The sequence below is a fragment of the Pseudoalteromonas sp. SS15 genome, from assembly GCF_049257195.1.
Classification (GTDB): Bacteria; Pseudomonadota; Gammaproteobacteria; order Enterobacterales; family Alteromonadaceae; genus Pseudoalteromonas.
The window spans coordinates 371033-395034 of record NZ_JBMMUD010000002.1; the positions used below are offsets into that span (position 1 = coordinate 371033).

Sequence of the window (24002 nt, forward strand, 5' to 3'; positions counted from 1 at the left end):
TATTAATGACTAGCCTGTACTTGACAACTAACTAACGCATCCAAATTTTCACATCTGCAAGCCCATTTGCCTGTAAGGTTTGTAATTGTGACTCAACATTACTTGTTTGCTCAAATTCAAACGCATCCAACTGATCATCAAATGTGATGGTTGCAGCACCATCACCGCCACGTTGTTTTACTTGATGAAGTGCGACATCCGCCAAATTCACAGAGGCCTCCCAGCTTATCACTTGCCCACCTAGCAGAGGCAGTGGGTAAAATGACCAGCCCATAGACACTGTCATATTAATCGACTTACCATTGGGTAATTGGAAGTCACACTCAGCAATACCGCGGCAAAGTTCTTTTATGTAAGTTTCAATTGCGTCACGCTTAAAGTCGCGAAGCAATAATAAGAACTCATCACCACTCCAACGAGCCACATAATCTGAGCCTTGCGTTCTGGTGTTCAATAAAGTAGCAAGTTGCTGTAAACAACTATCACCGCCAATCGGGCCATAGGCATCATTCACTTTACTAAAATTATCGACATTGATAATAAGCAGTACCAGGCGCTTATTCTGTTGCTGTAATGACTTCGAGTTACGCTGGTAGTGTTCAACATCTTTAGGGAGTTGATCGAATAAGAAACGACGGCTTTTGAGGCCTGTGAGCTCATCTGTATGGCTAACTAGTTTCATCTGAGTATTCACTTGGTTAAGCTTGTCGTTCGCTTGACGAAGTGCCATGGTGCGCTCTGCCACTAAAGATTCAAGGGCCTGCTGCTTACGTCGCTCTTGGGCTCTAAAAATCCAAAAGAATACGTAAAACAGTAGAACAAACCCTAGCGTAATTAACAGCCTAAAGTACACAGTTTCATCAAAACGCCTAGGGATCTCAATACGCTGTGTAATGCTTCGAGCTTGTTGCCAGCCTTCACCTTTACGCTTAACTTGTAGTTCAAAGTTATATACACCCGGCTCTAAGTTCGTATATATCGCTTCTCGACGATTAAATACTTCTCGCCATTCAGTGTTTTCTTTGCCAGTTAAACGATATCTAAACTCGATACTCGCTGGCGCATAAAAGTCTATGGCGGTGTAGTTAATCGTGATATCTCGCTCACTGGTATCAAGTTTAAGTAGCTCAGCAAATTTACTTGCGACTATCGCTCGATCTTGTGTGATCACCTCTTCCAGTTTTGGTGATAAATCTTTAGAACCAAATAATTCAACATTCTTGGGAATTTCAACTGCCCCTTGAGAGCTTGGATACCAAATAGCGCCTTGCTTTTCTAATACTGCATCACCACCGAAACCAGAGCAGCAACGACCGACTTTGCCATCGAGCTGGCGGTCAAATTGACTAATAACCTGCTCAACTTTTAAATTGTTTATTGGGTGCGTAAATTGCGCAGCGGGCAAACGGTACACACCTTTTCGAGTACTGACCCAAATAAGCGCCTGTTGCTGATCATAATAAAGCGAAGAAATTGAGCCATGTGGTAAGCCATTTGAGGCATCTAGTTGGTACCAATCCCCCTTTGCTGTTCGATAAAATAACCCATCATTCCAAGAACCAACTAAAGTCGCCACACCTTGGATGTATAAAATACTGGTAACATAAGCGGACTCTAGAGACGTTTGACCACCAAGCTTTTCAATGCCTTTTTGATTAAATTGATAGGCTCCTTTGTTAGTACCTATGAACCCGACATTTGGCTGATCATTGATATACGTGACAAACTGACTGCCTAAAAATGCATTGTAAGCAAACGGTGTTAAACCCGAGTACTCAAGACGGTACATACCACTACCCGTACCTATCCACATTCCGCCACGCTGCGACGGTGTTATGGCTAAGACTGGCGTTTGTCGTAACTCTCGAAACGGTAACAGCTGTAGCACCCCTTGCTCATAAATCATGGCACCTCGTTCAGTTCCTATGAACAAGCTATTACCACTAAATTCAAGCTCATATATTGTGCTATTTTTTAACTCTTCAGGGGTAATAACCACTTGTAATGATTCATCATTATTCAAGTAACCGACACCACTTCTTGATGCCATCCAAGTTCGACCTTGGTTATCTATGGTCGTTGCCGTTATACCTTGCTGACTGTTACCATCAATCATATGTCGCGCAATATTACCTGTGTGCGCAAACCAAAGCCCTTCGTTCAGACTGGCTAACCAAATGTTTCCTTCTGCGTCTTTAAACATGTCTGAAAACCAAATTGACTGATCCGCATGAATTGGTTCGACATAACGCCAATCAGAGATCCCCTCTCTGAACATCAAGCGAGTTGAAGTAGACGCCCATAACCCTGTATCTGAGTCATACATAAATTTGTAAACAGCGCCATTGCCAAGCTCGGTATAACGTCTCAGCACTTGGTCTATATCTAAGAAGTAAGCACCGAGTTCAGACGCTAGATACAAGCGCCCTTCAATCCATGCCAAATCATGCACAATTGTTTGTGCTAATTGCTCTGGTAGCGCTAACCTAAAACCAAGCTCAAGACGAAATACATCTCTACGATTGGTAGCTGACTTGGTTATTTTTAGAAGGTTACGCTCATTTACCAACCATAAACCATCGGTGCCTTGGGCGATTTTAGACACACTACCTACAATCTGATTAATGCGGTTAACAGGAAACTTTTTCTTATCTTCTGCTGAATCAAATGCACGCTGTGCTTGTTGGTCATTGCCGATGTAAAATAGGCCATTACCTGCAACCCAGATGTCACCTTGCTTGTCCTCAACAATATCGAGAATAGGTCCTTTGATATTAAATGACTGAACATCAAGCGTGTGGGGATTTAAGCGATGAAGACCGCGCTTGGTACCTATCCATAACTTACCATGTCTATCTAACAGTAACTTATGAATGGCATTGGTTTGTAAGAATTGCGTGTTTTGTGTTGTAAAATTTCGAAATTGATAGCCATCAAATCGACTGAGGCCAAATTGAGTGCCAAGCCATACATAACCCTGCTGGTCTTGAATCAAACTTTTAATTGATTGTGAGGGTAAGCCATTTTGTACATTCCATTGCTTCACAATATAGTCATTGATGGCAGCCGAGACTGAAAAACTCATCAGTATAAACAGCCAAGACACTAGCAAGGTTTTTTTGATCATACACTCACAATCTTTTATTGATTAAGCTACTAAGAAACCAGTTTTAAACAAAGCTTGTACACAAAGCAACGAAAAAATACCCGCTAAAATGTCATCCGCCATGATCCCAAAGCCACCATGCAGCTTTTTGTCTAACATTCTGATTGGACCTGGTTTGGCAATATCGAAAAATCGGAATAATAAAAAGCCAACTAGAAGCGCTTTCCAAGATAATGCTGCGCCTATCATGGTAATGTAAAAGCCAGCTACTTCATCCCAAACAATTGCTGGATGATCATGAACTTGAACATCTTTAGCCGTTTGTCCACACACCCAAATACCAAATACACTAATCACAACTGCAAAAACACATTGCAGCCATAATGGGTAACTAGCTGTAATGAAAATAAGCGGTAACGCACCTAAGGTACCAAATGTGCCTGGGGCAAACGGGGCGAGACCTAAACCAAAACCCAAACCAAAGAATTGGTGAGGTTTACGAATATCAAACTTGTACTGCTTAGCCAAACTGACTCCTAACTAAAATGTTCAAAGCCAGTTGCGGGAAATGGCCAAGGTTTATCTTTATAAAGTAGCGATACATCGCCAGCATTTGCGTTAATTTGCCCGATACAGGTAGGTGTCACCCCATATTCTGCCAAGCGCTTTTCTACTGCTACTCTATTACTATCAGGCACTGTAAACAACAGCTGATAATCATCGCCATAGGCCATTGCCAGCATTAAACGTACTTCTTCATCTGGCAAGTTTTTAAGCGCATTTGAAAGTGGTACTTTATCAGCATGAATAGTCGCACCAACACCTGAGTGCGTCAGGATATGATTCAAATCAGCCAGCAAACCGTCAGAAATATCAATGGCTGAATTCGCCAAACCACGTAAAACCTGGCCTGCTGCGACTTGGGGGGCTGGATAATCAAACTTTTTCTGCACATAAGCTCGGTGCGCTTCACTTAGCTCCCAGCCCTGTTTACGCGCTTCAATTGCTAAAGCGGCATCACCAAGGTCGCCCGTTACATACAGCCAGTCGCCCACTTTTGCGCCACTGCGTGTCAGTGCTTTGCCTTTTGGCACGATACCTTTAGCGCACACGGTAATCGTTAATGGACCTTGCGTGGTGTCACCACCAATTAGTTGCACGTTATAGTATTCAGCAATATCGTGCATACCTTCCGTGAACTGTTCTAGCCAGGTTTCATCAACATTAGGTAGCGTTAAGCCTATTGATATCCAAGCAGGCTCTGCCCCCATTGCAGCTAAATCACTTAAGTTTACCGCTAAAATTCGGTGTCCTAAGGCTTTGGGTGAAATATCAGAAAAGAAATGAACGCCTTCAACCAGCGTATCTGTGGTGACCGCTAATTGGCAGCCTTCAGGGATAGTAACTAGGGCACAATCATCACCTATGCCTAAGTCTACATCACGTCGAGTAATGCCACGGCCGGTGAAAAATCGATTGATTAACTCAAATTCCTTCATACATAAAAAAGCCGGCCTAAGCCGGCTCTCCAAATTGTTTGCCTTTATTTGCGAACTGCTTTAACTGCTTTGTCTAAAACACCGTTCACAAACTTATGGCTGTCTTCTGCACCAAAGATTTTCGCAAGCTCAATGCCTTCATTGATTGCTACTTTGTAAGGTACATCTTCACGGAACTTAAGTTCGTATGCACTTAAACGTAAAACTGCACGCTCAACTTCATCTAAGTCTTCAAATGGGCGAGAAAGATGTGGCTTAACAAGCTCATCTAATTGTTTTACGTTTACTGCAACACCGCGAGCAAGATCTTTAAAGTATTCTACGTCTACTTTAGATACATCATTCTCGATCAACATTTGTTGCTCAATATCGGCAATCGGGTTGCCACTTAATTGCCAAGAGTATACGGCTTGAAGCGCTAATATACGTGCTTTACGTCTTGCTGCTGGTTTCACTGAGGATCCTCTTAAATTTGCTCTAGCACGTTCACCATTTCTAGTGCACCAAGGGCTGCTTCGCCGCCTTTGTTGCCCATCTTAGTGCCCGCACGTTCAATGGCTTGCTCAATGCTTTCCGTGGTTAATACACCAAATGCTACCGGAATATCATAGTCTAATGAAACGCTTGCAAGTCCTTTATTAGACTCGTTAGCAACTAGGTCGAAATGTGGTGTACCACCACGGATGATAACGCCTAATGCAATGATTGCATCATGCTCTTTCTTCATCGCTAAACGCTTAGCTGCTAATGGTAACTCAACGGCACCTGGTACATATACCACAGTGATGTCTTCTTCTTTAACACCACCAACACGCTTTAGCTCGTCAACAGCACCTTCAAGTAAGCTGCTACCGATAAAATCATTAAAACGTGAAATAACAATGGCAAATTTTTTGCCAGGAGCGTATTTGTTACCTTCAATAATCTTCATTAGATGGTCCTAATCTTCTTAATGTTTCGTACTTTGCAATCAAAGTGCGCCGAGTACGCAATAAGCAATTGCCAAATTGGCGCGCATAATAGCACAGTTTTGGTTAACCCCAAATAACAAAACCCGCTGTCATCAACGGGCTTTTTCATTCAATTATTTAGGCTCTACGTATTCAACCACTTCTAGGTGGAAACCTGAAAGTGCATGATATTTTTTCGGCATACTCATTAGGCGCATTTTTTGAATGCCTAAATCAGCTAAGATCTGCGAGCCAACACCAACGGTACGAGACGTACCTTGGAATTTACGCTGATTCACAGTTTCGCCTGCATCTTGAGCAGCAAATGCTTTTACCATGTGCTCGATGTCTTCAGGTTGTTCCTGTTTACCCAGAATAACCAGCACACCATTATTTTCGCTGATGTGCTTCATCGCACCGTGTAAACTCCAGCTTCTATCAGCGCCTCTGTCTGATAGCAATACATCATTGAAAGTGCTTTGTAAGTGAACACGCACGAGCGTTGCATCACACTCTGAAACTTCACCTTTTAGTAAAGCATAATGAAGCTGGTTATCAATGGTGTCTTTATAAGTAACTAAATCGAATTCACCATATTCAGTTGGCAATTTACACTGCGCAACTTTTTCTATGGTCGTTTCGTTTAAGTTACGGTATTCAATTAAATCGGCGATAGTACCAATTTTTAAACCATGCTCTTTAGCAAACACTTCTAACTGAGGGCGGCGAGCCATAGTACCGTCAGGGTTTAAGATCTCAACAATCACCGAAGCGGGTTCTAAACCTGCTAAACGCGCTAAATCACAGCCAGCTTCTGTATGACCAGCACGCGTTAATACCCCACCAGGTTGTGCCATAATTGGGAAGATATGACCTGGCTGCACGATGTCTGTTGGCACTGCACCTTTAGCAACAGCTGCCTGTACTGTACGCGCACGGTCAGCGGCAGAAATACCGGTAGTTACACCTTTTGCTGCTTCAATAGACATCGTAAAGTTAGTTGAGAATTGCGCGCCGTTATTTCTCACCATTAATGGCAAATCAAGCTGCTGACAACGCTCTTGAGTCATAGTTAAACAAATTAAACCACGGCCGTGGGTTGCCATGAAGTTTATGGCGTCCGCTGAAATATGCTCGGCTGCGATGATTAAGTCACCTTCATTTTCTCGGTCTTCATCATCCATCAAGATAACCATTTTACCGGCTTTAATGTCTTCGATGATCTCTTGTGCGCTGTTCAAGTTCATAATTTACCTGTTTAATTAATTCGCTACTTAATAAAGCCTGCGTTTGCCAATAAGTTAATTGTGAGAGTAGAGCTTTGTGCAGGCTCTTGAGCTCCAAGTACTAAGCGTTCCAAATAACGTGCAATTTGATCCACTTCTAAGTTAATTTTACTGCCCACTTTAAATTCAGCAATGGTTGTCTCTTGTGCTGTATGCGGCACAATTGTCAGCTTAAACTGACAGTCTTTAATTTCATTTACAGTTAAGCTGATACCATCGATGGCTACTGAGCCTTTATATGGAATATATTTCATCAGCTCACTGGGCGCTTCTAACCAATATTCGGTTGCGCGGGCATTAGGTGAAATCGCCACGACTGTCGCAATGCCATCAATGTGGCCTGAGACTAAATGACCACCTAAACGAGAAATAGGCTGTAATGCTTTTTCTAAATTAACTGTTTGCCCTAGCTTATATTGAGCAAATTGCGTCAATTTCAAGGTCTCATTTGAAACATCGGCACGAAAACCATCAGAAAATTTTTCAACAACCGTTAAACACACACCATTTGTGGCAATGCTATCGCCTAACTGTACGTCGCCCATGTCTAAATTTGGGCTACTTACACGAACCGTTAGGTCGCCTTGATTTTGTGTCAACTCAGTCAACTTACCGGTTGCTTCAATGATACCTGTAAACATAAAACTTAACCTTTTTGCGCTACTTTGCGTGCTGTTAAACGAATATCATCGCCAACTTGCTTAATATCGTGCCATTGAAGGCTCTGTACATCTGCCATCTGCGTCAACTCTGGCACGTTAAATAAACCTCGCGCGTCTTGACCCATAATTTTAGGTGCTAAATAAAGAATATAATTATCGATAAGATTTAATTCGTGAAACTTACCAGCAAGCGTCGCGCCTGCTTCAACGAATACACTGTTGATACCATGCGCAGTTAATTGCTTTAACGCTTTTTTGATATCAACCTTACCATTTATAGAGTCAACCACCAGCTCTGTGACATGCTCTGGCCACTGGTGCGTTGTATCTGCTTTTGTTCTTAAAATTATAATAGGACTATTAATTGAGAATAATGCTAAGTCTGGAGACAAACGATTTTGAGAATCGATGATCACTCGAATAGGCTGGCGAACCAACAACCCTTCCGCAAGCTCAAGCTGCTCTGCCGAAAGTCGTACGTTCAATTTAGCATCATCAAACAGCACAGTATCAGCCCCCGATAACACGGCGCAGTGCTCAGCACGTAACAACTGCACATCTTGACGAGCTGCACTTGAGGTGATCCACTTACTCTCACCATTTTTTAATGCGGTTTTACCATCTAAACTCGCTGCCAGTTTACAACTGATATATGGCAAGCCCGTTTCCATGCGAGTTAAAAAACCTGGATTCAGTGCTCTTGCAGCTTGCTCAAATAAACCTGCTGCAGTTTCAATTCCTGCCTCTTCTAACATAAGTAAGCCGCGACCTGCGACTTCTGGGTTAGGATCGACCATGGCGGCAACAACGCGGCTAACGCCAGCGTCAATTAAACCTTTAGCACAAGGCGGTGTTCTACCATAATGGCTACATGGCTCTAAGGTGACATAGGCGGTTGAACCTCTTGCCTTGTCTCCAGCCATCTTTAATGCGTGTACTTCGGCATGACCTTCACCGGCTTTTTGGTGATAGCCATGACCGACAATATTGCCATCTTTTACGATGACACAGCCCACATTAGGGTTAGGTGAGGTGGTAAAACGGCCTTTTGCAGCAAGTGCGATGGCCTGCTGCATAAACTCTTTATCTTGCTCGCTAAACATCAATCTCCAAGCCTCGCGATTTCCTCGCCAAACTCTCTAATATCTTCAAATGAGCGGTATACGGAAGCAAAGCGGACATAGGCCACTTTATCGAGCTTTTTCAGCGCTTCCATAATGCATTCACCAATCATATGGCTTGCCACTTCACGCTCACCCGTAGCACGAATTTGCGATTTAATTTGATGTACGACTTCTTCAATTTGCTCAGTGCTAACTGGACGTTTCTCTAATGCACGGTGCAGACCATTTAGTAATTTGTCTTCATTGAATGGCTCTCGAGAACCATCTTGTTTAATTACCCGCGGCATGACTAATTCAGCACCTTCAAACGTCGTAAAGCGCTCATGACATAACACACATTCTCTGCGGCGACGGACTTGATGGCCTGAGCCGACTAAACGGGAATCAATGACTTTTGTTTCTTTAGCGGTGCAAAATGGACAATGCATAGATAATCACTTGTGAAAAATATAAAAAAGGCCGCAAATGCGGCCTTAATCATAACAAAATTCTTTGATTTTGTGAGCGAAATTACGCGTAAACTGGTAATTTAGCGCAGATAGCTTTTACTTTCTCTTTTACTTCTGCTTGTACTGACTCATCGTTGATGTTGTCTAGTACGTCACAGATCCAACCTGCAAGCTCTGCTGACTCAGCTTCTTTGAAGCCACGACGCGTGATAGCAGGAGAACCAATACGAAGACCAGACGTTACAAATGGTGAGCGTGGGTCGTTTGGTACTGAGTTCTTGTTCACAGTGATGTTTGCACGACCAAGTGCCGCATCAGCATCTTTACCTGTGATGTCTTTGTCGATTAGGTCTAATAAGAATAAGTGGTTGTCTGTTTTACCAGAAACAACTTTATAACCACGCTCTTGAAGAACAGCAACCATTGCCTGTGCATTCTTAACAACTTGCTCTTGGTAAGTTTTGAACTCTGGCTGTAGTGCTTCTTTGAAAGCTACCGCTTTACCAGCGATAACGTGACATAGAGGACCACCTTGACCACCAGGGAATACTGCGCTGTTTAGCTTCTTGTAGATCTCTTCATCATCACAAGCTGAGATGATAAGACCACCACGAGGACCCGCTAGAGTTTTGTGCGTCGTAGTCGTTACAACGTGTGCGTGAGGTACTGGGCTTGGGTAAACACCAGCAGCAACAAGACCTGCAACGTGTGCCATATCAACTAATAGGTAAGCACCTACTTTATCTGCGATTTCACGGAATTTAGCCCAATCAACGATACCTGAGTATGCTGAGAAACCACCGATGATCATTTTTGGCTTGTGCTCAAGTGCTAATGCTTCAACCTGTGCGTAATCGATCTCACCCGTTTCTTCGTTAAGGCCGTACTGGATAGCGTTGTACGTTTTACCAGAGAAGTTTACGTGAGAACCGTGTGTTAAGTGACCACCATGTGCAAGGCTCATACCTAATACAGTGTCATGTGGCTGAAGAAGCGCTTGGAATACTGCCGCGTTTGCTTGTGAACCAGCGTGTGGTTGTACGTTTGCATAAGTTGAACCGAAAAGCTCGTTAGCACGGTCAATAGCCAGCTGCTCAACAACGTCAACGTGCTCACAACCGCCGTAGTAACGCTTACCTGGGTAACCTTCAGCATATTTGTTAGTTAATTGAGAACCCTGAGCTTCTAAAACACGTGGGCTACAGTAGTTTTCAGAAGCGATAAGCTCGATGTGCTCTTCTTGACGAGTCGTTTCAAGTGCAATCGCATTTGCTAATTCAGGGTCAAAATCTGCAATGTTCATGTTACGTTCTAACATGGGGTCTCCTAGGTACACGTTTAGGGTAGTAAAAGCTGTATTGTACGCAGTTATGCGTCCGATGCCTATAATTTCGGCTTGAGCATATTTAAACAGGGATTGAATTTATTTCACAGTGTTTATGTAATGATATTTTTTTATTTAAACATTAAAAAAACAAATAAATAAGAAGGGAATAAATAAGCGTTATTTATATAGGGTGAGTTTGGTCAACTTTTTAAGTCTACAAAGGCTCACCCTTGGCGATTAATAATTACAGTAATTTAGCAAAAACAGCCGCTTTCAATTGTGTATAATCGGCTTGCATTGGCTCAGCTAAACACTTTTTATCTAAGGCATCTTGTAACACGCTAGGCATTGCAATCTCTTGCTCAAGCACTTCTTCTACTGAAGATTTAAACTTTGCAGGGTGCGCCGTAGCTAAACAGATCCCCACAGCATCTTCAGCTTTATCTAAAGTCAGACCTTCAAGTGCAATGGCGGTATGCGGCTCCATCACGTAACCCGTTGCAGCAATCTCTTTCATTACCACTTGCGTGCGACTTTCTGAGACGCTTCTTGAATAAAACTCATGTTTATCGAAATCACCACGTTCTAGCATTGTTTCAACGCGAGGCCAATTATTAGGTTTACTCACATCCATTGCATTAGATAACGACTCTAATGTGGCATTTGGCGACCACTCACCTGATGTCATGTAACGTGGTACAGTGTCATTTTGATTGGTGGTTGCAGACAAGTTTGCAATAGGTAAACCCAGCGCTGCGGCTATCATAGCTGCACACACATTGCCAAAGTTACCACTTGGTACAGAAACATGCACTTTACCCCTTTGCTCTGCAGGTAATTGTGCGATTGCTTCAAAGTAATAACATACTTGTGCAACTAGACGGCTGATATTGATAGAGTTAGCAGAGTTTAAACCCAGCTTTTCTTTCATTTCATCATCTAAAAACGCCTGCTTAACCAACGCTTGGCAATCATCAAAGCTGCCTTCAACCGCATAGCAATGAATATTCCCGCCTAACGTCGTGAAGAGCTTTTGTTGGGCGAGCGAGATCTTACCTTCTGGATAAAGTATAACTACATCAACATTTGGCTTGTTATAGAAAGCATGTGCTACCGCTGCACCTGTGTCACCACTGGTCGCAGTTAAAATTGTGACACGCTCACCTTGATTAAATAAACCAATACATTCAGCCATAAAGCGTCCGCCAAAATCTTTAAACGCCAAGGTTGGGCCATGGAACAACTCTAGGCAATATTGCTTGTCGCCAATTTGCTTAAGCGGCGCCGGAAAGTTAAAAGCTCGTGCGACCATTTCGGCTAACGTATCTTTTGGCAGTTCATCACCAATTAAGTGGCTCAATACTTCGACGCTTCTTTCAACGAATGGCTTTTCAAGTAAAGCATCGATATTTTCTAATTTGCTCAGTTGCTCTGGAAAAAACACACCTTGATTACGGCCAAGACCTGTTTTAACTGCCGTAGTGAAAGACACTTGCTGCGTGGCACCTTTTAAGTTTACAAGTTGCATTGATTATTCTCCTTGTGAAATGGCACGCGTGCCTTGCTGGTCTAACTTACAAATATGACTAAAACCGTGTTCATTAATATAGTGTTCGTTTAACCAGGCTTGGCATTGCTCTGCCGCTTGTTTGGTTTTACAAATCGTAAAGAGTGTGGGACCTGCGCCTGAAATACTTACCAGCTCAGCGCCAAGTTCAGGTAGCGCTGTTTTAGCTTGTTCAAACCCAGCGATTAAAGAGCGGCGATAAGGCTCTGCCATATCATCTTTCATCAGAGAGAGCGCTAAATCGAATTGCTCAGTTTGCATAAGAAGGCAAAAGCTCGACAAACGCTGCGCAAATTCAATGGCTTCGGAGCTGCTTCTTTGTTTTGGTAATACTGCACGCGCTTTTGCTGTATTCAATGCAAAACCTGGGTATGCCGCGACATAATACCAGTCAGAGTTAACTGGCACAGATAAAGCTTTGTTAGGCACAAGATCAGCAGTTAATTGTAAACCGCCTAAATAACAAGGCGTGATGTTGTCATAGTGACGTGCACCACTGACTTTCGCTTCAAAATCAGCCATCAATTCAATCATCTCGATTTGGCTTAATTTCGTTTGTGCGAACTCATTTAATGCAGCAAAAGTCGCTACCACAGAGCACGCGCTCGAGCCTAGACCTGAACCAATTGGTAACCGCTTTTCAAGCTCTAGATAAACCGGCTGCATACTTGGCGCAACATGTTCACGAAAGTGAACTAGGCACTGATAGGCCAAGTTTTCGTGAGCCTCTCCCGGTAATTTATCGGCATAAGGACCTGAACAAACAAACGTGTCTTGCTCTGCCGCTTTAACATTCACCACATCACCCAGTAGCTCACCGTTTATTGGCGCCAGCGCAGCCCCTAAAGAATCAAAGCCAACACAAAAGTTGCCGATAGACGCGGGTGCATAAAAACTTATCATAACGACTCCTTAACGCGACTGTGTTTTTAAGATGTCAGCAAAAACACCCGCCGATGTCACTTCTGCACCCGCACCATAACCGCGAATGACAAATGGGCGTGGTTGATAGTACTGACTCAAAATTGCCAAAGCATTTTCACCATCACGGATATCATAAAGTGCATGTTGTTTATCAACTGCTTCTATACCCACTTTGCATTTACCGTTTTCGATGCTGCCGACATAGCGCAACACCTTGCCTTCACTTGCGGCACTTTGAATTTTGTCAGCAAATGGCGCATCAAGTTCAGGTAGCTTAGTCATAAACTCATCAACACTTGTCCCTGGCGCAAACGACTCAGGAACAACTGCTTCAACTTCAATATCAGATAGCTCTAATTCAAGACCTGACTCACGGGCAATGATCAAAAGCTTACGCGCAACATCAGTACCCGATAAATCATCTCGCGGATCGGGTTCTGTAAAACCATTCGCTTTCGCCTTTGCAGTCGCTTCTGACAAACTTAAGCCATCTTCAAGTACACCGAACATGTACGAGAGTGAACCAGAAAGAATACCGTTAAATGACAATAACTCATCACCTGCCCCAAAAAGCAGTTGTAAGTTATCTAGTACCGGCAGGCCTGCACCAACATTTGTTTCATATAAGAATTTGCGCTGACGTTTTTGCGCTGCGCTTTTTAAAGACTGATAGTATTCAAAACTACCTGTGTTGGCTTTTTTATTTGCAGCAACCACATGGAAGCCCGCATCTAAAAAGTCATAGTATTGATCTGCTAGTTGTTGTGACGAGCTACAATCCACCAGCACAGGGTTAATAAGGTGATTTTCTCTAACAAACTGCTCTACTTTAGCCAGTTCGAAACCTGATGTTTGTTGCTCTAATTGAGCTTGCCATGCACCAAATTCGATGCCGTTTGCATCTAGTAAAAACTTGCGTGAATTAGCCACACCATAAAGGTTAAGCTTTACATTACGCTTTGCTAGCCAATCTTGCTGTTTTTCAAGCTGCTTAACCAGTTCTTGACCAACTAAGCCACAGCCTAATAAAAACACATCAATTGAAGGTACATGAGTGAAGAAGTTTTCGTGACAGACTTTTACCGCATCATTGCACAGTGCACCATCAACCACAGCTGAGATCGCACTTTCAGTGGAGTCTTGCGCAATGGCCACGATATTAACTTGCGCTTGTGCCAGTGAATCAAAGAACTTAGCTGCAAGTCCTTTATGTGCTTTCATGTTATCACCTACCAAAGTCACAATGGCAAGTTCACGCTGCACTTGAACAGGCTCAATTAATCCAGCTTGCGACTCAAGTTCAAATGCTTGCTCTAAGGCACTTAAAGCTAAATTTAGATCTTCTTCATGCACACAGAAACTGATACTGAACTCGCACGATGATTGCGTGATCAAAACAATAGAAACATTATCATTGGCAAGTGCACTAAAAACACGTGCAGCCATCCCGACTTTGCCTTTCATGCCGGGGCCTGACACCGTCAACATCGCCAAGTTCTCTAATGATGAAATGGCTTTAACGGTTTCGTCGCTTTGGCATTCATTTGAGATCACAGAACCTGGCACATCAGGATTATGGGTATTTTTAATTTCACATGGCACGCCAACTTTCGCGCACGGTAAAATCGTTTTTGGGTGAAGGACTTTAGCGCCAAAGTATGACAGCTCCATCGCTTCTTTATAAGATAGGCTATCTACCTTCCTGGCCTTTTTGATAAAGCGCGGATCGGCATTATAAACACCATCTACATCAGTCCAAATTTGACAGACTTCGGCTTTTAAACAGGCAGCAGCTACAGCAGCAGAATAATCTGAACCATTGCGGCCTAGGGTTGTTAGTTCGCCTTGATTATTTACCCCAGTAAACCCCGGCATAATATAAAAGTCAGCGGGTTGCGATTTTAAAACTTCAGCAAAACGTTGCTCGCTCGCGACTAGGTTCACTTCTGCATCAAGGTAGCCGCCTTGCGTTTCAATACACTGCGTCGCCTCTAGATAAGCAGCTCTTTGGCCTAGTAAAGCAACCATAAGTGCAACACTCACTCGCTCTCCAAAACTGATCACGAAGGCATTAACTTGCTCAGGACAGTGCTTTAGTAATTTAACCCCTTCTAGCTTATCACTTAGCTCAGCAAAGCTTGGCCAATGAGCGACAACAGAGTCTAACTGCTCCACATCACGCTTCAAACTGTCTGCGCGATTTAGCAAAGTCTGCCACTGAGCACTGTAATCAGCACCTTGTTCAGCAAGCTTGGCTAACTCAACAAGTTGGTCTGTCATGCCACCTGGGGCCGAAAGCACAATTAAGGCTTGCTCGCCGGCTTGAGACTCGATCAATTGCTTGACCCGTTTGAGACAATCAAAGTCGGCGAGCGAAGAGCCGCCAAATTTTAAAACTCGCATAATTTTTCCTCATTCCAAAAACGAAAAAAGGCCTGTGTTCGTAGTGAACACAGGCCTTTTTCTAATGCGCAACGACCTATGCCACTATCCAGTTAGGATGGTGGTTGTAATAATGGTCGTAATTAAATTCATTGTTTTCATAATTATTAGACTGCCCGAAAATCAGACACCATGCAACCGTCTTTTTATGAAATTATTATGCAAAAAACTCAAGTTTGATTTAAAGAAAGGAAAAATTAGACCTTGGTATAACTTTTATAAGTTAAATAGAGAAAACTAGGAAGCAAAAAGGCTAGCCTAAAAGACCGAGTTACCTAAGGCCATAAGTATGCAAAACGTCTAATAAAACATCAGATTTAACGGGCTTTTCGATAAAAGAGATTGCACCAAGTTGCTCCACTCGCGCTTTCATTTCTGGTTGAATATCCGCAGATATGACTACAACAAAAGTTTCGATAACTTGAGATTTCACGGCTTGTAATACACCTACACCATCTAATTCTGGCATGGTTAAATCAAGGCAAAGTAAATCAACCTGGTGATTATTTAAAACCTCTAACGCTTCTACACCATTTTTCGCTTGCAAGATTGTTGCATCAAACGCTGATGACAAGCAGCGAACCACCTGTTTTCGGGCAACCACAGAATCATCACAAACCAAAATAGTAAAGCTCATATTTTAAACTCATTCACTCGAAATTAACCTACTACTAGCACTCTATTTAAGATGTCTTATAACATATTCATCTTAAAGCACTAAATAAGTTCGATATAATATCTAACCAAACAAAGGCATTGTAAACAATAATGCCAGATAAATATTTATTTTTACGCCTTTATTAGCTAAGTTTAACTACAGACGTATCGCTTTAAACAAAATCAGGGAGCCTAGCTTCATTCATGCTGCAAAAAAGCCTATCAAAAAAGCTACTTACGAATGTGCTATCGGTTTACTTTTTGTTAACTTTCCTTGTCACATGTGGTCAGGTTATTACTGAGTATATAAATACTAAAAACTATATTCAGAATGAGCTAACCATGTTGCAAAAGACCTTTAGCCGTAGTTTAACGCGTGCTATTTGGGAATTAAACACCAAGCAAACTGTTACCACCGCAGAGGGCCTGCTAGCAATCCCTATGATTGAAGGCATTATCGTACGTGACGACAGTGGTGAGATTATCTCTCAACTGGGCCGCTCTCTAGATATTCATGAGTTATACAGCCAACAACTCGTTCAAGAAGAAGCCATCATTGAAGATACGCCCTCAGGACTGTTTGGTTATACTTTTCCCTTAATTTTTGAGTTTTCTGGTCGAGCGACACAAGTTGGTGATGTCACACTTTTTTCAAGCCGAGAAGTTGTGCTCAGCCGCATTATGTTATCGATTTATTTCTTGCTTGGAAATGCAGTCGTTAAAACTACTTTCTTAATCATCTTATTCTTAATTGCGTTTAGAAAATTACTGACCGAGCCACTTACTGACTTAACCGAACAGATAGAAGCATTTGAATTAAACGACGACATTGACGGCCAACGCATTGACATTGGTACAACGGAACGCAATGAGTTAAAAGTCATGGAGGAAGCATTCAATAAACTGATTGACAAAGTCAGTGACTATCGAAATCAACTCGATGACACGCAAAAAGAATTATTAATCAGTAACGAAAAGTTAGATCAACATAATTTACAGCTAGAGCAAGAAGTTGCGCGTAAAACATCAAACCTCAGCCAAGCCATGATGGATTTGCAGCAGCAAAAATACGAGCTTGAAAAACAAAAGCTCACGCTCACAGAAGAAATCGACTTACGTCGTCAAACTGAGCAAGAGTTGCTAACCAAACAAAAAGAACTTGAGCGTTACTTAGATGAATTAAACATGGCCCAAGAACGTCTTGTTGGCTCTGAAAAAATGGCAGCTCTTGGTGGTTTAGTTGCGGGTATAACGCACGATATCAACACACCTGTTGGTATTGGTGTTACAGCAACCTCATTTTTACAAGAGCGTTTAGAACAAATTGAAGCGGCCTATAAAGACAAAACGCTTTCTCCAAAAGCACTTGAAGAGTTTATTAACGACGCTAAGCAAAGCACCAGCTTACTGACTACCAATTTAGATAGAGCCTCTGAACTAGTCGCGAGCTTCAAGCAGATTGCAGTAGATCAAGCAAGTGAGGCTGTGCGTAATATCAATTTGAAGCAGTATCTTGCTGAGGTTATTCGCTCGTTACACCCTAAATTAAAGAAAACCAAACATGCGATTAATGTTGAGTGTCCTGAAGATCTACAATTGAATTTACCTGCTGGTGCAATTAGCCAGATTTTTACCAATTTGATTATGAACTCTCTTATTCATGGTTTTGAAGGTATTGATCAGGGTGAGATTAATATTGAAATTAAAAATGATAACGACGATGTGGTTATTCATTACAAGGACAATGGTCGTGGTGTCAGTCAAACTCAACTTGAAAAGCTATTCGACCCTTTCTTTACCACTAAACGTGATCAAGGTGGCAGTGGCTTAGGCACACACATCACCTTAAACTTGGTGAAACAAACCTTAAACGGTGAAATTGAAGTAAGTAGTGAAGAAGGCAAAGGGTTGAGCTATATGATCCGATTCCCGAAAACACTGCAGCAACCGACCAATATGTTCGATTAAAGTACAGCTTTAATTAACTGAGTTAAGCCCTGATTATTCGGGGCTTAATTTTATCCCCCAAGCAAAATAAATATTGCTATCATAACCAACATTAAAATCAGTGGATAATAACAATATGTGGTTCAGCAACCTGATCTGTTACAGATTCAAACAAGACGTTTCATATAATCAAGAAGACTTTGAAAAGGCCTTAGAGCAAGACGTATTCCGCCCTTGTGGTAGTCAAGAAATGAATACCTTTGGCTGGACAAAAGCATTTGGTAAACACGGGCAAACTTTATCGCACTTCTCTGAAAAAAGTATTTTAGTGTGTGCAAAACGTGAAGAGAAGGTGCTTCCAGCTTCAGTTATCAATGACATGTTGGCTGAAAAAATTGAATTAATTGAACGTGAAGAAAACCGCCCGGTTAAGAAAAAAGAAAAAGATGAGCTTAAAGAGAACATCTTAAGTACATTGCTTCCTCAAGCGTTTAAAAAATCGAGCCTACAATTTGCTTTTATTGATCAAGTAAGTGGCTGGGTTATTGTAAACAGTGCAAGCTTTAATAAAGCTGAAGAGTTACTCGCATTACTAAGAAAGTCATTAGGCACACTGCCTGTGGTACCTGCATTTGCTAACTATGATTTAGATGTGTTTTTAACTGACTGGTTAACTCACTTTAATGCTCCTGATGGTTTCGCGATTGGCTCAGATGCAGAACTTCAAGAGCCTGACGATAACGGTGCACAAGTTAAATTAAAGCAACATGATTTAGCCAGCGATGAAATTAAAACTCACTTAGAAAATGGTAAGCGTGTTACTAAACTTGCGCTTGATTGGCGTGAACGTGTGAAGTTTATTTTGCAAAATGACGGTACACTAAAACGCTTAAGCTATGCCGATGCGCTAAAAGAGCAAAATGCCGATATTCCAAAAGAAGATATGGCAATTAAGTTAGATGCCGACTTCATCTTAATCACAGAAGAAATTAAAGAACTACTTGAAGAACTCACTGCAGGGTTAGGCGATAAAGAAGATTTAGCTTAACTTTTATTCAAAGTACAGAGTGAATACTTAAACGAGAAAGGAGCCAAACGGCTCCTTTTTTTATAAGATAAATTAACCAAAGCTCAGGTTAAATTAGATAAGTTTACTTCGCTGCTAACAATATCTCTTTAACGATATCTAAGGTTAGATCACCGGTTTCACTTAATTGAGTTAATCCCATTTTTTCCATATTAGCTACTACCGTATCAATACCGTCATTATCAATACCATAGTGAGACAGTGCAGTCACAATGTCTAACGAGTTGAAGAACGCTTCTGTCTTATCTATCGCCTGATTAATTTTCTCATCTTCAGTGCCGTCTGTGATGTCCCATACACGCTCAGCAAATTGTACTAGCTTGTCATGCTTTTGCGCTTTACGTGCTCTTAATAAGCTAGGAAGAACAATCGCAAGTGTACGACCGTGAGCAATACCGAACATCGCTGTCAGCTCATGACCAATCATGTGAGTTGACCAATCTTGTGGTACCCCAACACCGATAATGCCATTCAGAGCAGATGTAGCTGACCACATAAAGTTCTTACGCGCCGCTAAATCATCACTTTGGTAAGTTACCGGGCCATCTTCAATTAAGGTTTTTAGAATCCCCTCAGAGAATCTATCTTGCACTTTTGCACCGACAGGCTGAGTTAGGTACTGCTCAACTACATGCACAAATGCATCTGCTACACCATTCGCCACCTGCTCTTTTGGTAAAGAGAAAGTAAAGTCTGGATCTAGCACTGAAAACTGTGGATACACTAGTGGCGATGTAATTGGGTATTTTTGCTCATTGTAGGTCACCACTGAAAATGCATTCATTTCAGAGCCCGTCGCAGGCAACGTCGCAATACAACCAAGTGGCACTGCTTTTTCAACTGGCACAGGGTTAAAGCCGTGGAACAATAAAGTATGATGATCTTTATCAGCATTCGCTGCTAAGGCGATAAATTTTGTACCATCCATCACTGAGCCACCACCAACAGCCAGTAAAAAGTCGATGTTGTTCTCTTTCACCACTTTTACCGCTTTCATTAAGGTTTCAAATTGTGGATTTGGCTCAATACCACCAAACTCAATTACTTCGCGATCACCTAAATTGCTAACCACTTTTTCTAGGGTGCCAAAGCGCTTAACGCTACCACCACCATATAAAACCAGTACTTTTGCCGATGCTGGGATAAGTTTATCTAGTTCACCCAGTCTATCTTGACCAAATACGATTCGAGTCGGATTATAAAAATCAAAGTTTTGCATAATGTGCCCCTATGTGTTTTGTTAAGTACAGAATAGCAACTCATAGCTTTATTAAAATGACTTAAACCATCAATTTCATGCCTAAAACTCTCACTCATAAGAAAACAACTCAAAAACGCTTTTACCCTTGATATACTTACTTCATGACATAATTTGGTGACGAACGATGCAATCACTCATTAAACAACTTGAACTATTAGCGCCCTCTGAAGGTTACAACCAGACATTTATTAACGGCGTTGGTATCTATAAAAGCAGTGAAAGCGCACAAAGAACCCCACTGTGTTACAGCCAAGGTATTATTTTCGTTCTTCAAGGGCAAAAAAGAGTCTTTTTCGATGAGCAAATTTATACCTATAACCCCGACAATTATTTGGTACTCACTGTGCCTTTGCCTGCAGAATGTGAAACACAGCTTACAAACAACAATCCTTTATTGTCATTAATCATCGACTTTGACATGCCTGTACTTGGGGAGTTAGTAAGGGTATTCGATGAACATGGTAAGCTAAATAGCAGCGATAAAATGAGCAATGCAAAAGGCCTATTCGTCAGTGAAAATACAGATGCTTTATCTTGCACACTCACTCGATTAGTTGATTGTTTAGGCTCAAAGTTACAATCTGACATAATTGGGAAAGGCTTGGTTCGGGAAGTCTTTTATCACGTATTACAAGGCCCACAAGCGTCGCCTTTATTTGATCTCGTCTCACATAATACGCATATGTCTAAAATGGAGCGCACACTTAAACACCTGCATAATCACTATGATGACAAGCTAGATGTTGAACAACTCGCGAGTATGGCAAATATGAGCGCCTCGACGTTTCACCGTAATTTTAAACAGATAACCGCATCCTCTCCCATTCAATACGTAAAGAAGCTTCGTTTATCTAAAGCCAAAGACTTGTTACAAGATCAAGGGATCAAAGTAAAACAAGCCGCTGCGCAAGTAGGTTATGAAAGCGCCACCCAGTTTAGTCGCGAATTTACTCGCTACTTTGGCATTTCACCGAGTGATTATGCCAAAGCAAATTAAAAATACTTTTCGAAGAATAGCAACTGATGCACCCCATGCTGACAACGTTTAAATTCTTGATAGCCAAGTTTACGGTAGATGTGTTGCCCTCGCTCATTGAAGTCAAACACATCTAACCAAATACGCTGACAAACGAAGTGATCAAGGCAATATTGCTCCATCGCTCGAATAGCCAACTGCCCTATTCCAGCACCGCGATGACCTATCACTATGCGCCTAAACTCAATCGTGTTATTGGGCTCCAAAGCAAGGATAATAAAGCCCATCAACTGTTCATTCTGAAAAACTGACAGGTATTGAATTGTAGGATCTTGCATACTGACCAAGTGCTGCTCTTTAGAATTGGCTAAGATATATTCACCCACGTCAGACTGCTGCTCCCACGCTACCAAATCATCTAAATGCGCTTCATGAGTAGCAAAAAGTTTTATGTTCAGCTGTGACATCATTTTTCCTAAATACCAATCCCCAATAATACTCAAATCATTTTGAAGGACTAAAACTGACGCTAGCTTCGTTAAAAATTTCTTATTTAGAACAACTAAATTGCAAAATTTTAGCCTCGCTATCGACTAGTTTCCCTTGCCTCAAAATAGCTCTCTCTATTAAGAGGGTTGGTATAAAAAAACCCGCAACAAGTGCGGGTTTAAAATCATTTAATTTACTTATGGATTAAGCAAATAAACGGTTAGCTTGTGCTACCACATTATCAACTGTGAAGCCGAAGTGCTCAAATAGCTCACCTGCTGGTGCTGACTCACCAAATGTTGACATACCAACCACAGCACCGTTTAAGCCGACATACTTGAACCAATAGTCGGCAATACCCGCTTCAACGGCAACACGACGTGTTACTGCAGCTGGTAAAACGCTTTCTTTATATTCAGCTGACTGTGCATCAAATACATCAGTAGAAGGCATAGACACAACACGTACTTTCTTGCCTTGTAAGCGTAATTCTTTCGCTGCATCTACTGCTAACTGAACTTCTGAGCCCGTAGCAATCAAGATAAGCTCAGGGTTACCGTCACAGCTAAGTACATAACCACCTTGCTTAATCGCAGCAACTTGTGCTTCGTCACGAGCTTGTTGCTCTAAGCCTTGGCGAGTAAAAATAAGTGATGTTGGGCCATCTTTACGCTCAATCGCTTGCTGCCAAGCAACAGCTGACTCAACTTGGTCACATGGACGCCAGTTTACTAGGTTAGGTGTTAAACGCATGCTGGCAATTTGCTCAACCGGCTGGTGCGTAGGACCATCTTCACCCAGACCGATTGAATCGTGAGTATAAACAAAGATGCTTGGCTGCTTCATTAATGCTGCCATACGTACCGCGTTACGCGCGTATTCCATGAACATTAAGAAAGTTGCACCGTAAGGTACGAAGCCTTTGTGTAGTGCAATACCGTTCATGATTGCAGACATACCAAATTCACGTACACCGTAGAAGATGTAGTTACCTGAAGCATCATCTGCCGTTAAGCCTTTTGAGCCTTCCCATAGAGTCAGGTTAGAACCAGCAAGGTCAGCCGAGCCACCCATAAATTCAGGAAGAATTGGACCAAATGCATTCAGTGCATTTTGTGATGCTTTACGTGTCGCAGGGTTAGCCGGGTTTGCTTGAAGCTCTGCAATGTACTTTTCAGTTTCAGCTTGCCAGTTTGCAGGTAATTCGCCTTTCATACGACGCTCAAACTCAGCTGCAAGCTCAGGATACGCCATTTGGTACTCTGTGAATTTCACTAACCAGTGGCTTTGTGCTTGTTGACCACGAGAAGAAGCATCCCACTTCGCGTAGATGTCTTCAGGGATTTCAAATGCATCGTGATCCCAACCAAGGAATTCACGTGCTGCTTTAATTTCTTCATCACCTAATGGTGCGCCGTGACAATCATGGCTACCTGATTTGTTTGGTGAACCGTAACCTATGACTGTCTTACAACAAATAAGAGTTGGCTTGTCAGTTTCTGCACGTGCCGCTTCAATTGCCGCTTTAATTGCATCGCTATCGTGACCGTCTACGTCAGCGATTACATGCCAGCCGTAAGATTCAAAACGCTTAGGTGTATCATCGCTGAACCAGCCTTCGACTTCACCATCGATTGAGATGCCATTGTCATCCCAGAATGCGATAAGCTTACCAAGACCTAGCGTACCAGCTAGTGAACAAGCTTCATGTGAAATACCTTCCATTAAACAGCCATCGCCTAAGAAGGTGTAAGTGTAGTGGTTTACAATATCAAATTCGTCACGGTTGAATTGCGCTGCAAGTGCTTTTTCAGCAATCGCCATACCTACCGCATTAGTAATACCCTGACCAAGTGGGCCAGTTGTTGTTTCTACACCTGGTGCATAGCCGTACTCTGGGTGACCCGGTGTTTTAGAATGCATTTGACGGAAGTTTTTCAGATCATCGATAGAAAGATCATAACCGCTCAGGTGCAACAAAGAATAAATAAGCATAGAGCCGTGGCCGTTTGACAGAATAAAGCGGTCTCTGTCAGCCCACTCTGGGTTGCTTGGGTTGTGCTTTAAATAATCGCGCCATAGCACTTCTGCGATATCAGCCATACCCATAGGTGCTCCCGGGTGACCAGACTTAGCTTTTTGTACTGCGTCCATAGACAGAACGCGAATGGCATTTGCAAGTTCTTTGCGTGACGGCATGAATTCTCCTACCTTTAATTGTGTTGCGCTGAAATGTCAGTGCCTTCATT

At 42.2% G+C, this 24002-nt stretch carries 20 protein-coding genes; 3 read left to right on the forward strand and 17 right to left on the reverse strand.

Translation table 11 applies throughout. From position 1 onward, the window contains the following. Nucleotides 1-31 precede the first annotated feature (31 nt). The 14 genes from AAEU28_RS05965 to AAEU28_RS06030 form a co-directional block, all read right to left on the reverse strand. Nucleotides 32-3124, reverse strand: a complete 3093-nt coding sequence (locus AAEU28_RS05965; RefSeq protein WP_421963486.1) for a diguanylate cyclase domain-containing protein — start codon at nucleotides 3122-3124, stop codon at nucleotides 32-34. 24 nt (nucleotides 3125-3148) lie between these two features. Next, nucleotides 3149-3634, reverse strand: coding sequence for a phosphatidylglycerophosphatase A (locus AAEU28_RS05970; RefSeq protein ID WP_421963327.1), 486 nt, complete (start codon nucleotides 3632-3634; stop codon nucleotides 3149-3151). An 8-nt stretch (nucleotides 3635-3642) separates the two neighbouring features. Beyond that, entirely contained in the window at nucleotides 3643-4605 is a 963-nt protein-coding gene (gene thiL / locus AAEU28_RS05975; protein ID WP_421963328.1) for a thiamine-phosphate kinase, read from the reverse strand. A gap of 44 nt (nucleotides 4606-4649) precedes the next feature. Continuing rightward, entirely contained in the window at nucleotides 4650-5060 is a 411-nt protein-coding gene (gene nusB / locus AAEU28_RS05980) for a transcription antitermination factor NusB (RefSeq protein WP_058030845.1), read from the reverse strand. Nucleotides 5061-5071: 11 nt separating this feature from the next. Beyond that, nucleotides 5072-5536, reverse strand: a complete 465-nt coding sequence (gene ribE / locus AAEU28_RS05985; protein ID WP_138480280.1) for a 6,7-dimethyl-8-ribityllumazine synthase — start codon at nucleotides 5534-5536, stop codon at nucleotides 5072-5074. Nucleotides 5537-5689: 153 nt separating this feature from the next. Then, the gene (gene ribBA, locus AAEU28_RS05990) at nucleotides 5690-6802 is read right to left on the reverse strand and encodes a bifunctional 3,4-dihydroxy-2-butanone-4-phosphate synthase/GTP cyclohydrolase II (protein WP_421963329.1); all 1113 of its coding nucleotides are present in this window, start codon (nucleotides 6800-6802) and stop codon (nucleotides 5690-5692) included. A 23-nt stretch (nucleotides 6803-6825) separates the two neighbouring features. Next, nucleotides 6826-7482, reverse strand: a complete 657-nt coding sequence (locus AAEU28_RS05995; RefSeq protein WP_421963330.1) for a riboflavin synthase — start codon at nucleotides 7480-7482, stop codon at nucleotides 6826-6828. Between the two features lie 5 nt (nucleotides 7483-7487). Continuing rightward, nucleotides 7488-8606 (reverse strand): bifunctional diaminohydroxyphosphoribosylaminopyrimidine deaminase/5-amino-6-(5-phosphoribosylamino)uracil reductase RibD, encoded by a 1119-nt coding sequence (gene ribD, locus AAEU28_RS06000; RefSeq protein WP_421963331.1) that lies wholly within the window; start codon nucleotides 8604-8606, stop codon nucleotides 7488-7490. Continuing rightward, nucleotides 8606-9055 carry a transcriptional regulator NrdR gene (gene nrdR, locus AAEU28_RS06005; protein ID WP_058030850.1) on the reverse strand — a complete coding sequence of 150 codons (450 nt, stop codon included), beginning with the start codon at nucleotides 9053-9055 and terminating at the stop codon, nucleotides 8606-8608. Before nrdR ends, ribD begins: the two co-directional genes overlap by 1 nt. Nucleotides 9056-9137: 82 nt before the next feature. Further along, the gene (gene glyA / locus AAEU28_RS06010; RefSeq protein WP_390441979.1) at nucleotides 9138-10394 is read right to left on the reverse strand and encodes a serine hydroxymethyltransferase; all 1257 of its coding nucleotides are present in this window, start codon (nucleotides 10392-10394) and stop codon (nucleotides 9138-9140) included. A 253-nt stretch (nucleotides 10395-10647) separates the two neighbouring features. Continuing rightward, on the reverse strand, nucleotides 10648-11931 hold the full coding sequence (gene thrC / locus AAEU28_RS06015; protein ID WP_421963332.1) for a threonine synthase: 1284 nt from the start codon (nucleotides 11929-11931) through the stop codon (nucleotides 10648-10650). Between the two features lie 3 nt (nucleotides 11932-11934). Beyond that, nucleotides 11935-12873: a homoserine kinase gene (gene thrB / locus AAEU28_RS06020; RefSeq protein WP_421963333.1), complete on the reverse strand. Its 939-nt coding sequence runs from the start codon at nucleotides 12871-12873 to the stop codon at nucleotides 11935-11937. Between the two features lie 9 nt (nucleotides 12874-12882). Beyond that, a complete protein-coding gene (gene thrA / locus AAEU28_RS06025; protein WP_421963334.1) occupies nucleotides 12883-15297 on the reverse strand; it encodes a bifunctional aspartate kinase/homoserine dehydrogenase I in 2415 nt (804 codons plus the stop codon). 310 nt (nucleotides 15298-15607) lie between these two features. Beyond that, nucleotides 15608-15973, reverse strand: coding sequence for a response regulator (locus tag AAEU28_RS06030; protein ID WP_138480264.1), 366 nt, complete (start codon nucleotides 15971-15973; stop codon nucleotides 15608-15610). Between the two features lie 224 nt (nucleotides 15974-16197). On the opposite strand from AAEU28_RS06030, the gene AAEU28_RS06035 reads away from it, so the two are divergent. Both AAEU28_RS06035 and rdgC read left to right on the forward strand, forming a co-directional pair. Further along, complete coding sequence (locus tag AAEU28_RS06035; RefSeq protein ID WP_421963335.1) at nucleotides 16198-17961, forward strand: sensor histidine kinase; 1764 nt, start codon at nucleotides 16198-16200, stop codon at nucleotides 17959-17961. A gap of 115 nt (nucleotides 17962-18076) precedes the next feature. Further along, nucleotides 18077-18988: a recombination-associated protein RdgC gene (gene rdgC, locus AAEU28_RS06040; RefSeq protein WP_421963336.1), complete on the forward strand. Its 912-nt coding sequence runs from the start codon at nucleotides 18077-18079 to the stop codon at nucleotides 18986-18988. Nucleotides 18989-19091: 103 nt separating this feature from the next. Here rdgC and AAEU28_RS06045 read toward each other — a convergent pair whose 3' ends face one another. Beyond that, nucleotides 19092-20246, reverse strand: coding sequence for an iron-containing alcohol dehydrogenase (locus AAEU28_RS06045; protein WP_421963337.1), 1155 nt, complete (start codon nucleotides 20244-20246; stop codon nucleotides 19092-19094). A 166-nt stretch (nucleotides 20247-20412) separates the two neighbouring features. On the opposite strand from AAEU28_RS06045, the gene AAEU28_RS06050 reads away from it, so the two are divergent. Further along, nucleotides 20413-21285, forward strand: a complete 873-nt coding sequence (locus AAEU28_RS06050; RefSeq protein ID WP_421963338.1) for an AraC family transcriptional regulator N-terminal domain-containing protein — start codon at nucleotides 20413-20415, stop codon at nucleotides 21283-21285. Here AAEU28_RS06050 and AAEU28_RS06055 read toward each other — a convergent pair. After that, nucleotides 21282-21731, reverse strand: coding sequence for a GNAT family N-acetyltransferase (locus AAEU28_RS06055; protein ID WP_421963339.1), 450 nt, complete (start codon nucleotides 21729-21731; stop codon nucleotides 21282-21284). The genes AAEU28_RS06050 and AAEU28_RS06055 overlap by 4 nt on opposite strands. Before the next feature lie 226 nt (nucleotides 21732-21957). Continuing rightward, nucleotides 21958-23952, reverse strand: a complete 1995-nt coding sequence (gene tkt / locus AAEU28_RS06060) for a transketolase (RefSeq protein ID WP_421963340.1) — start codon at nucleotides 23950-23952, stop codon at nucleotides 21958-21960. Nucleotides 23953-24002: the final 50 nt, after the last annotated feature.

What these genes read in the sequence shown, in the direction of transcription:
- thrC (WP_421963332.1), bottom strand. Translation starts at nt 11,931, where the DNA reads ATGCAACTTGTAAACTTAAAAGGTGCCACGCAGCAAGTGTCTTTCACT.
- thrB (WP_421963333.1), bottom strand. Translation starts at nt 12,873, where the DNA reads ATGATAAGTTTTTATGCACCCGCGTCTATCGGCAACTTTTGTGTTGGC.
- AAEU28_RS05995 (WP_421963330.1), bottom strand. Translation starts at nt 7,482, where the DNA reads ATGTTTACAGGTATCATTGAAGCAACCGGTAAGTTGACTGAGTTGACA.
- thiL (WP_421963328.1), bottom strand. Translation starts at nt 4,605, where the DNA reads ATGAAGGAATTTGAGTTAATCAATCGATTTTTCACCGGCCGTGGCATT.
- rdgC (WP_421963336.1), top strand. Translation starts at nt 18,077, where the DNA reads ATGTGGTTCAGCAACCTGATCTGTTACAGATTCAAACAAGACGTTTCA.
- ribD (WP_421963331.1), bottom strand. Translation starts at nt 8,606, where the DNA reads ATGTTTAGCGAGCAAGATAAAGAGTTTATGCAGCAGGCCATCGCACTT.
- ribBA (WP_421963329.1), bottom strand. Translation starts at nt 6,802, where the DNA reads ATGAACTTGAACAGCGCACAAGAGATCATCGAAGACATTAAAGCCGGT.
- AAEU28_RS06055 (WP_421963339.1), bottom strand. Translation starts at nt 21,731, where the DNA reads ATGTCACAGCTGAACATAAAACTTTTTGCTACTCATGAAGCGCATTTA.
- tkt (WP_421963340.1), bottom strand. Translation starts at nt 23,952, where the DNA reads ATGCCGTCACGCAAAGAACTTGCAAATGCCATTCGCGTTCTGTCTATG.
- glyA (WP_390441979.1), bottom strand. Translation starts at nt 10,394, where the DNA reads ATGTTAGAACGTAACATGAACATTGCAGATTTTGACCCTGAATTAGCA.
- ribE (WP_138480280.1), bottom strand. Translation starts at nt 5,536, where the DNA reads ATGAAGATTATTGAAGGTAACAAATACGCTCCTGGCAAAAAATTTGCC.
- nrdR (WP_058030850.1), bottom strand. Translation starts at nt 9,055, where the DNA reads ATGCATTGTCCATTTTGCACCGCTAAAGAAACAAAAGTCATTGATTCC.
- AAEU28_RS06035 (WP_421963335.1), top strand. Translation starts at nt 16,198, where the DNA reads ATGCTGCAAAAAAGCCTATCAAAAAAGCTACTTACGAATGTGCTATCG.
- AAEU28_RS06050 (WP_421963338.1), top strand. Translation starts at nt 20,413, where the DNA reads ATGCAATCACTCATTAAACAACTTGAACTATTAGCGCCCTCTGAAGGT.
- AAEU28_RS06045 (WP_421963337.1), bottom strand. Translation starts at nt 20,246, where the DNA reads ATGCAAAACTTTGATTTTTATAATCCGACTCGAATCGTATTTGGTCAA.
- thrA (WP_421963334.1), bottom strand. Translation starts at nt 15,297, where the DNA reads ATGCGAGTTTTAAAATTTGGCGGCTCTTCGCTCGCCGACTTTGATTGT.
- AAEU28_RS06030 (WP_138480264.1), bottom strand. Translation starts at nt 15,973, where the DNA reads ATGAGCTTTACTATTTTGGTTTGTGATGATTCTGTGGTTGCCCGAAAA.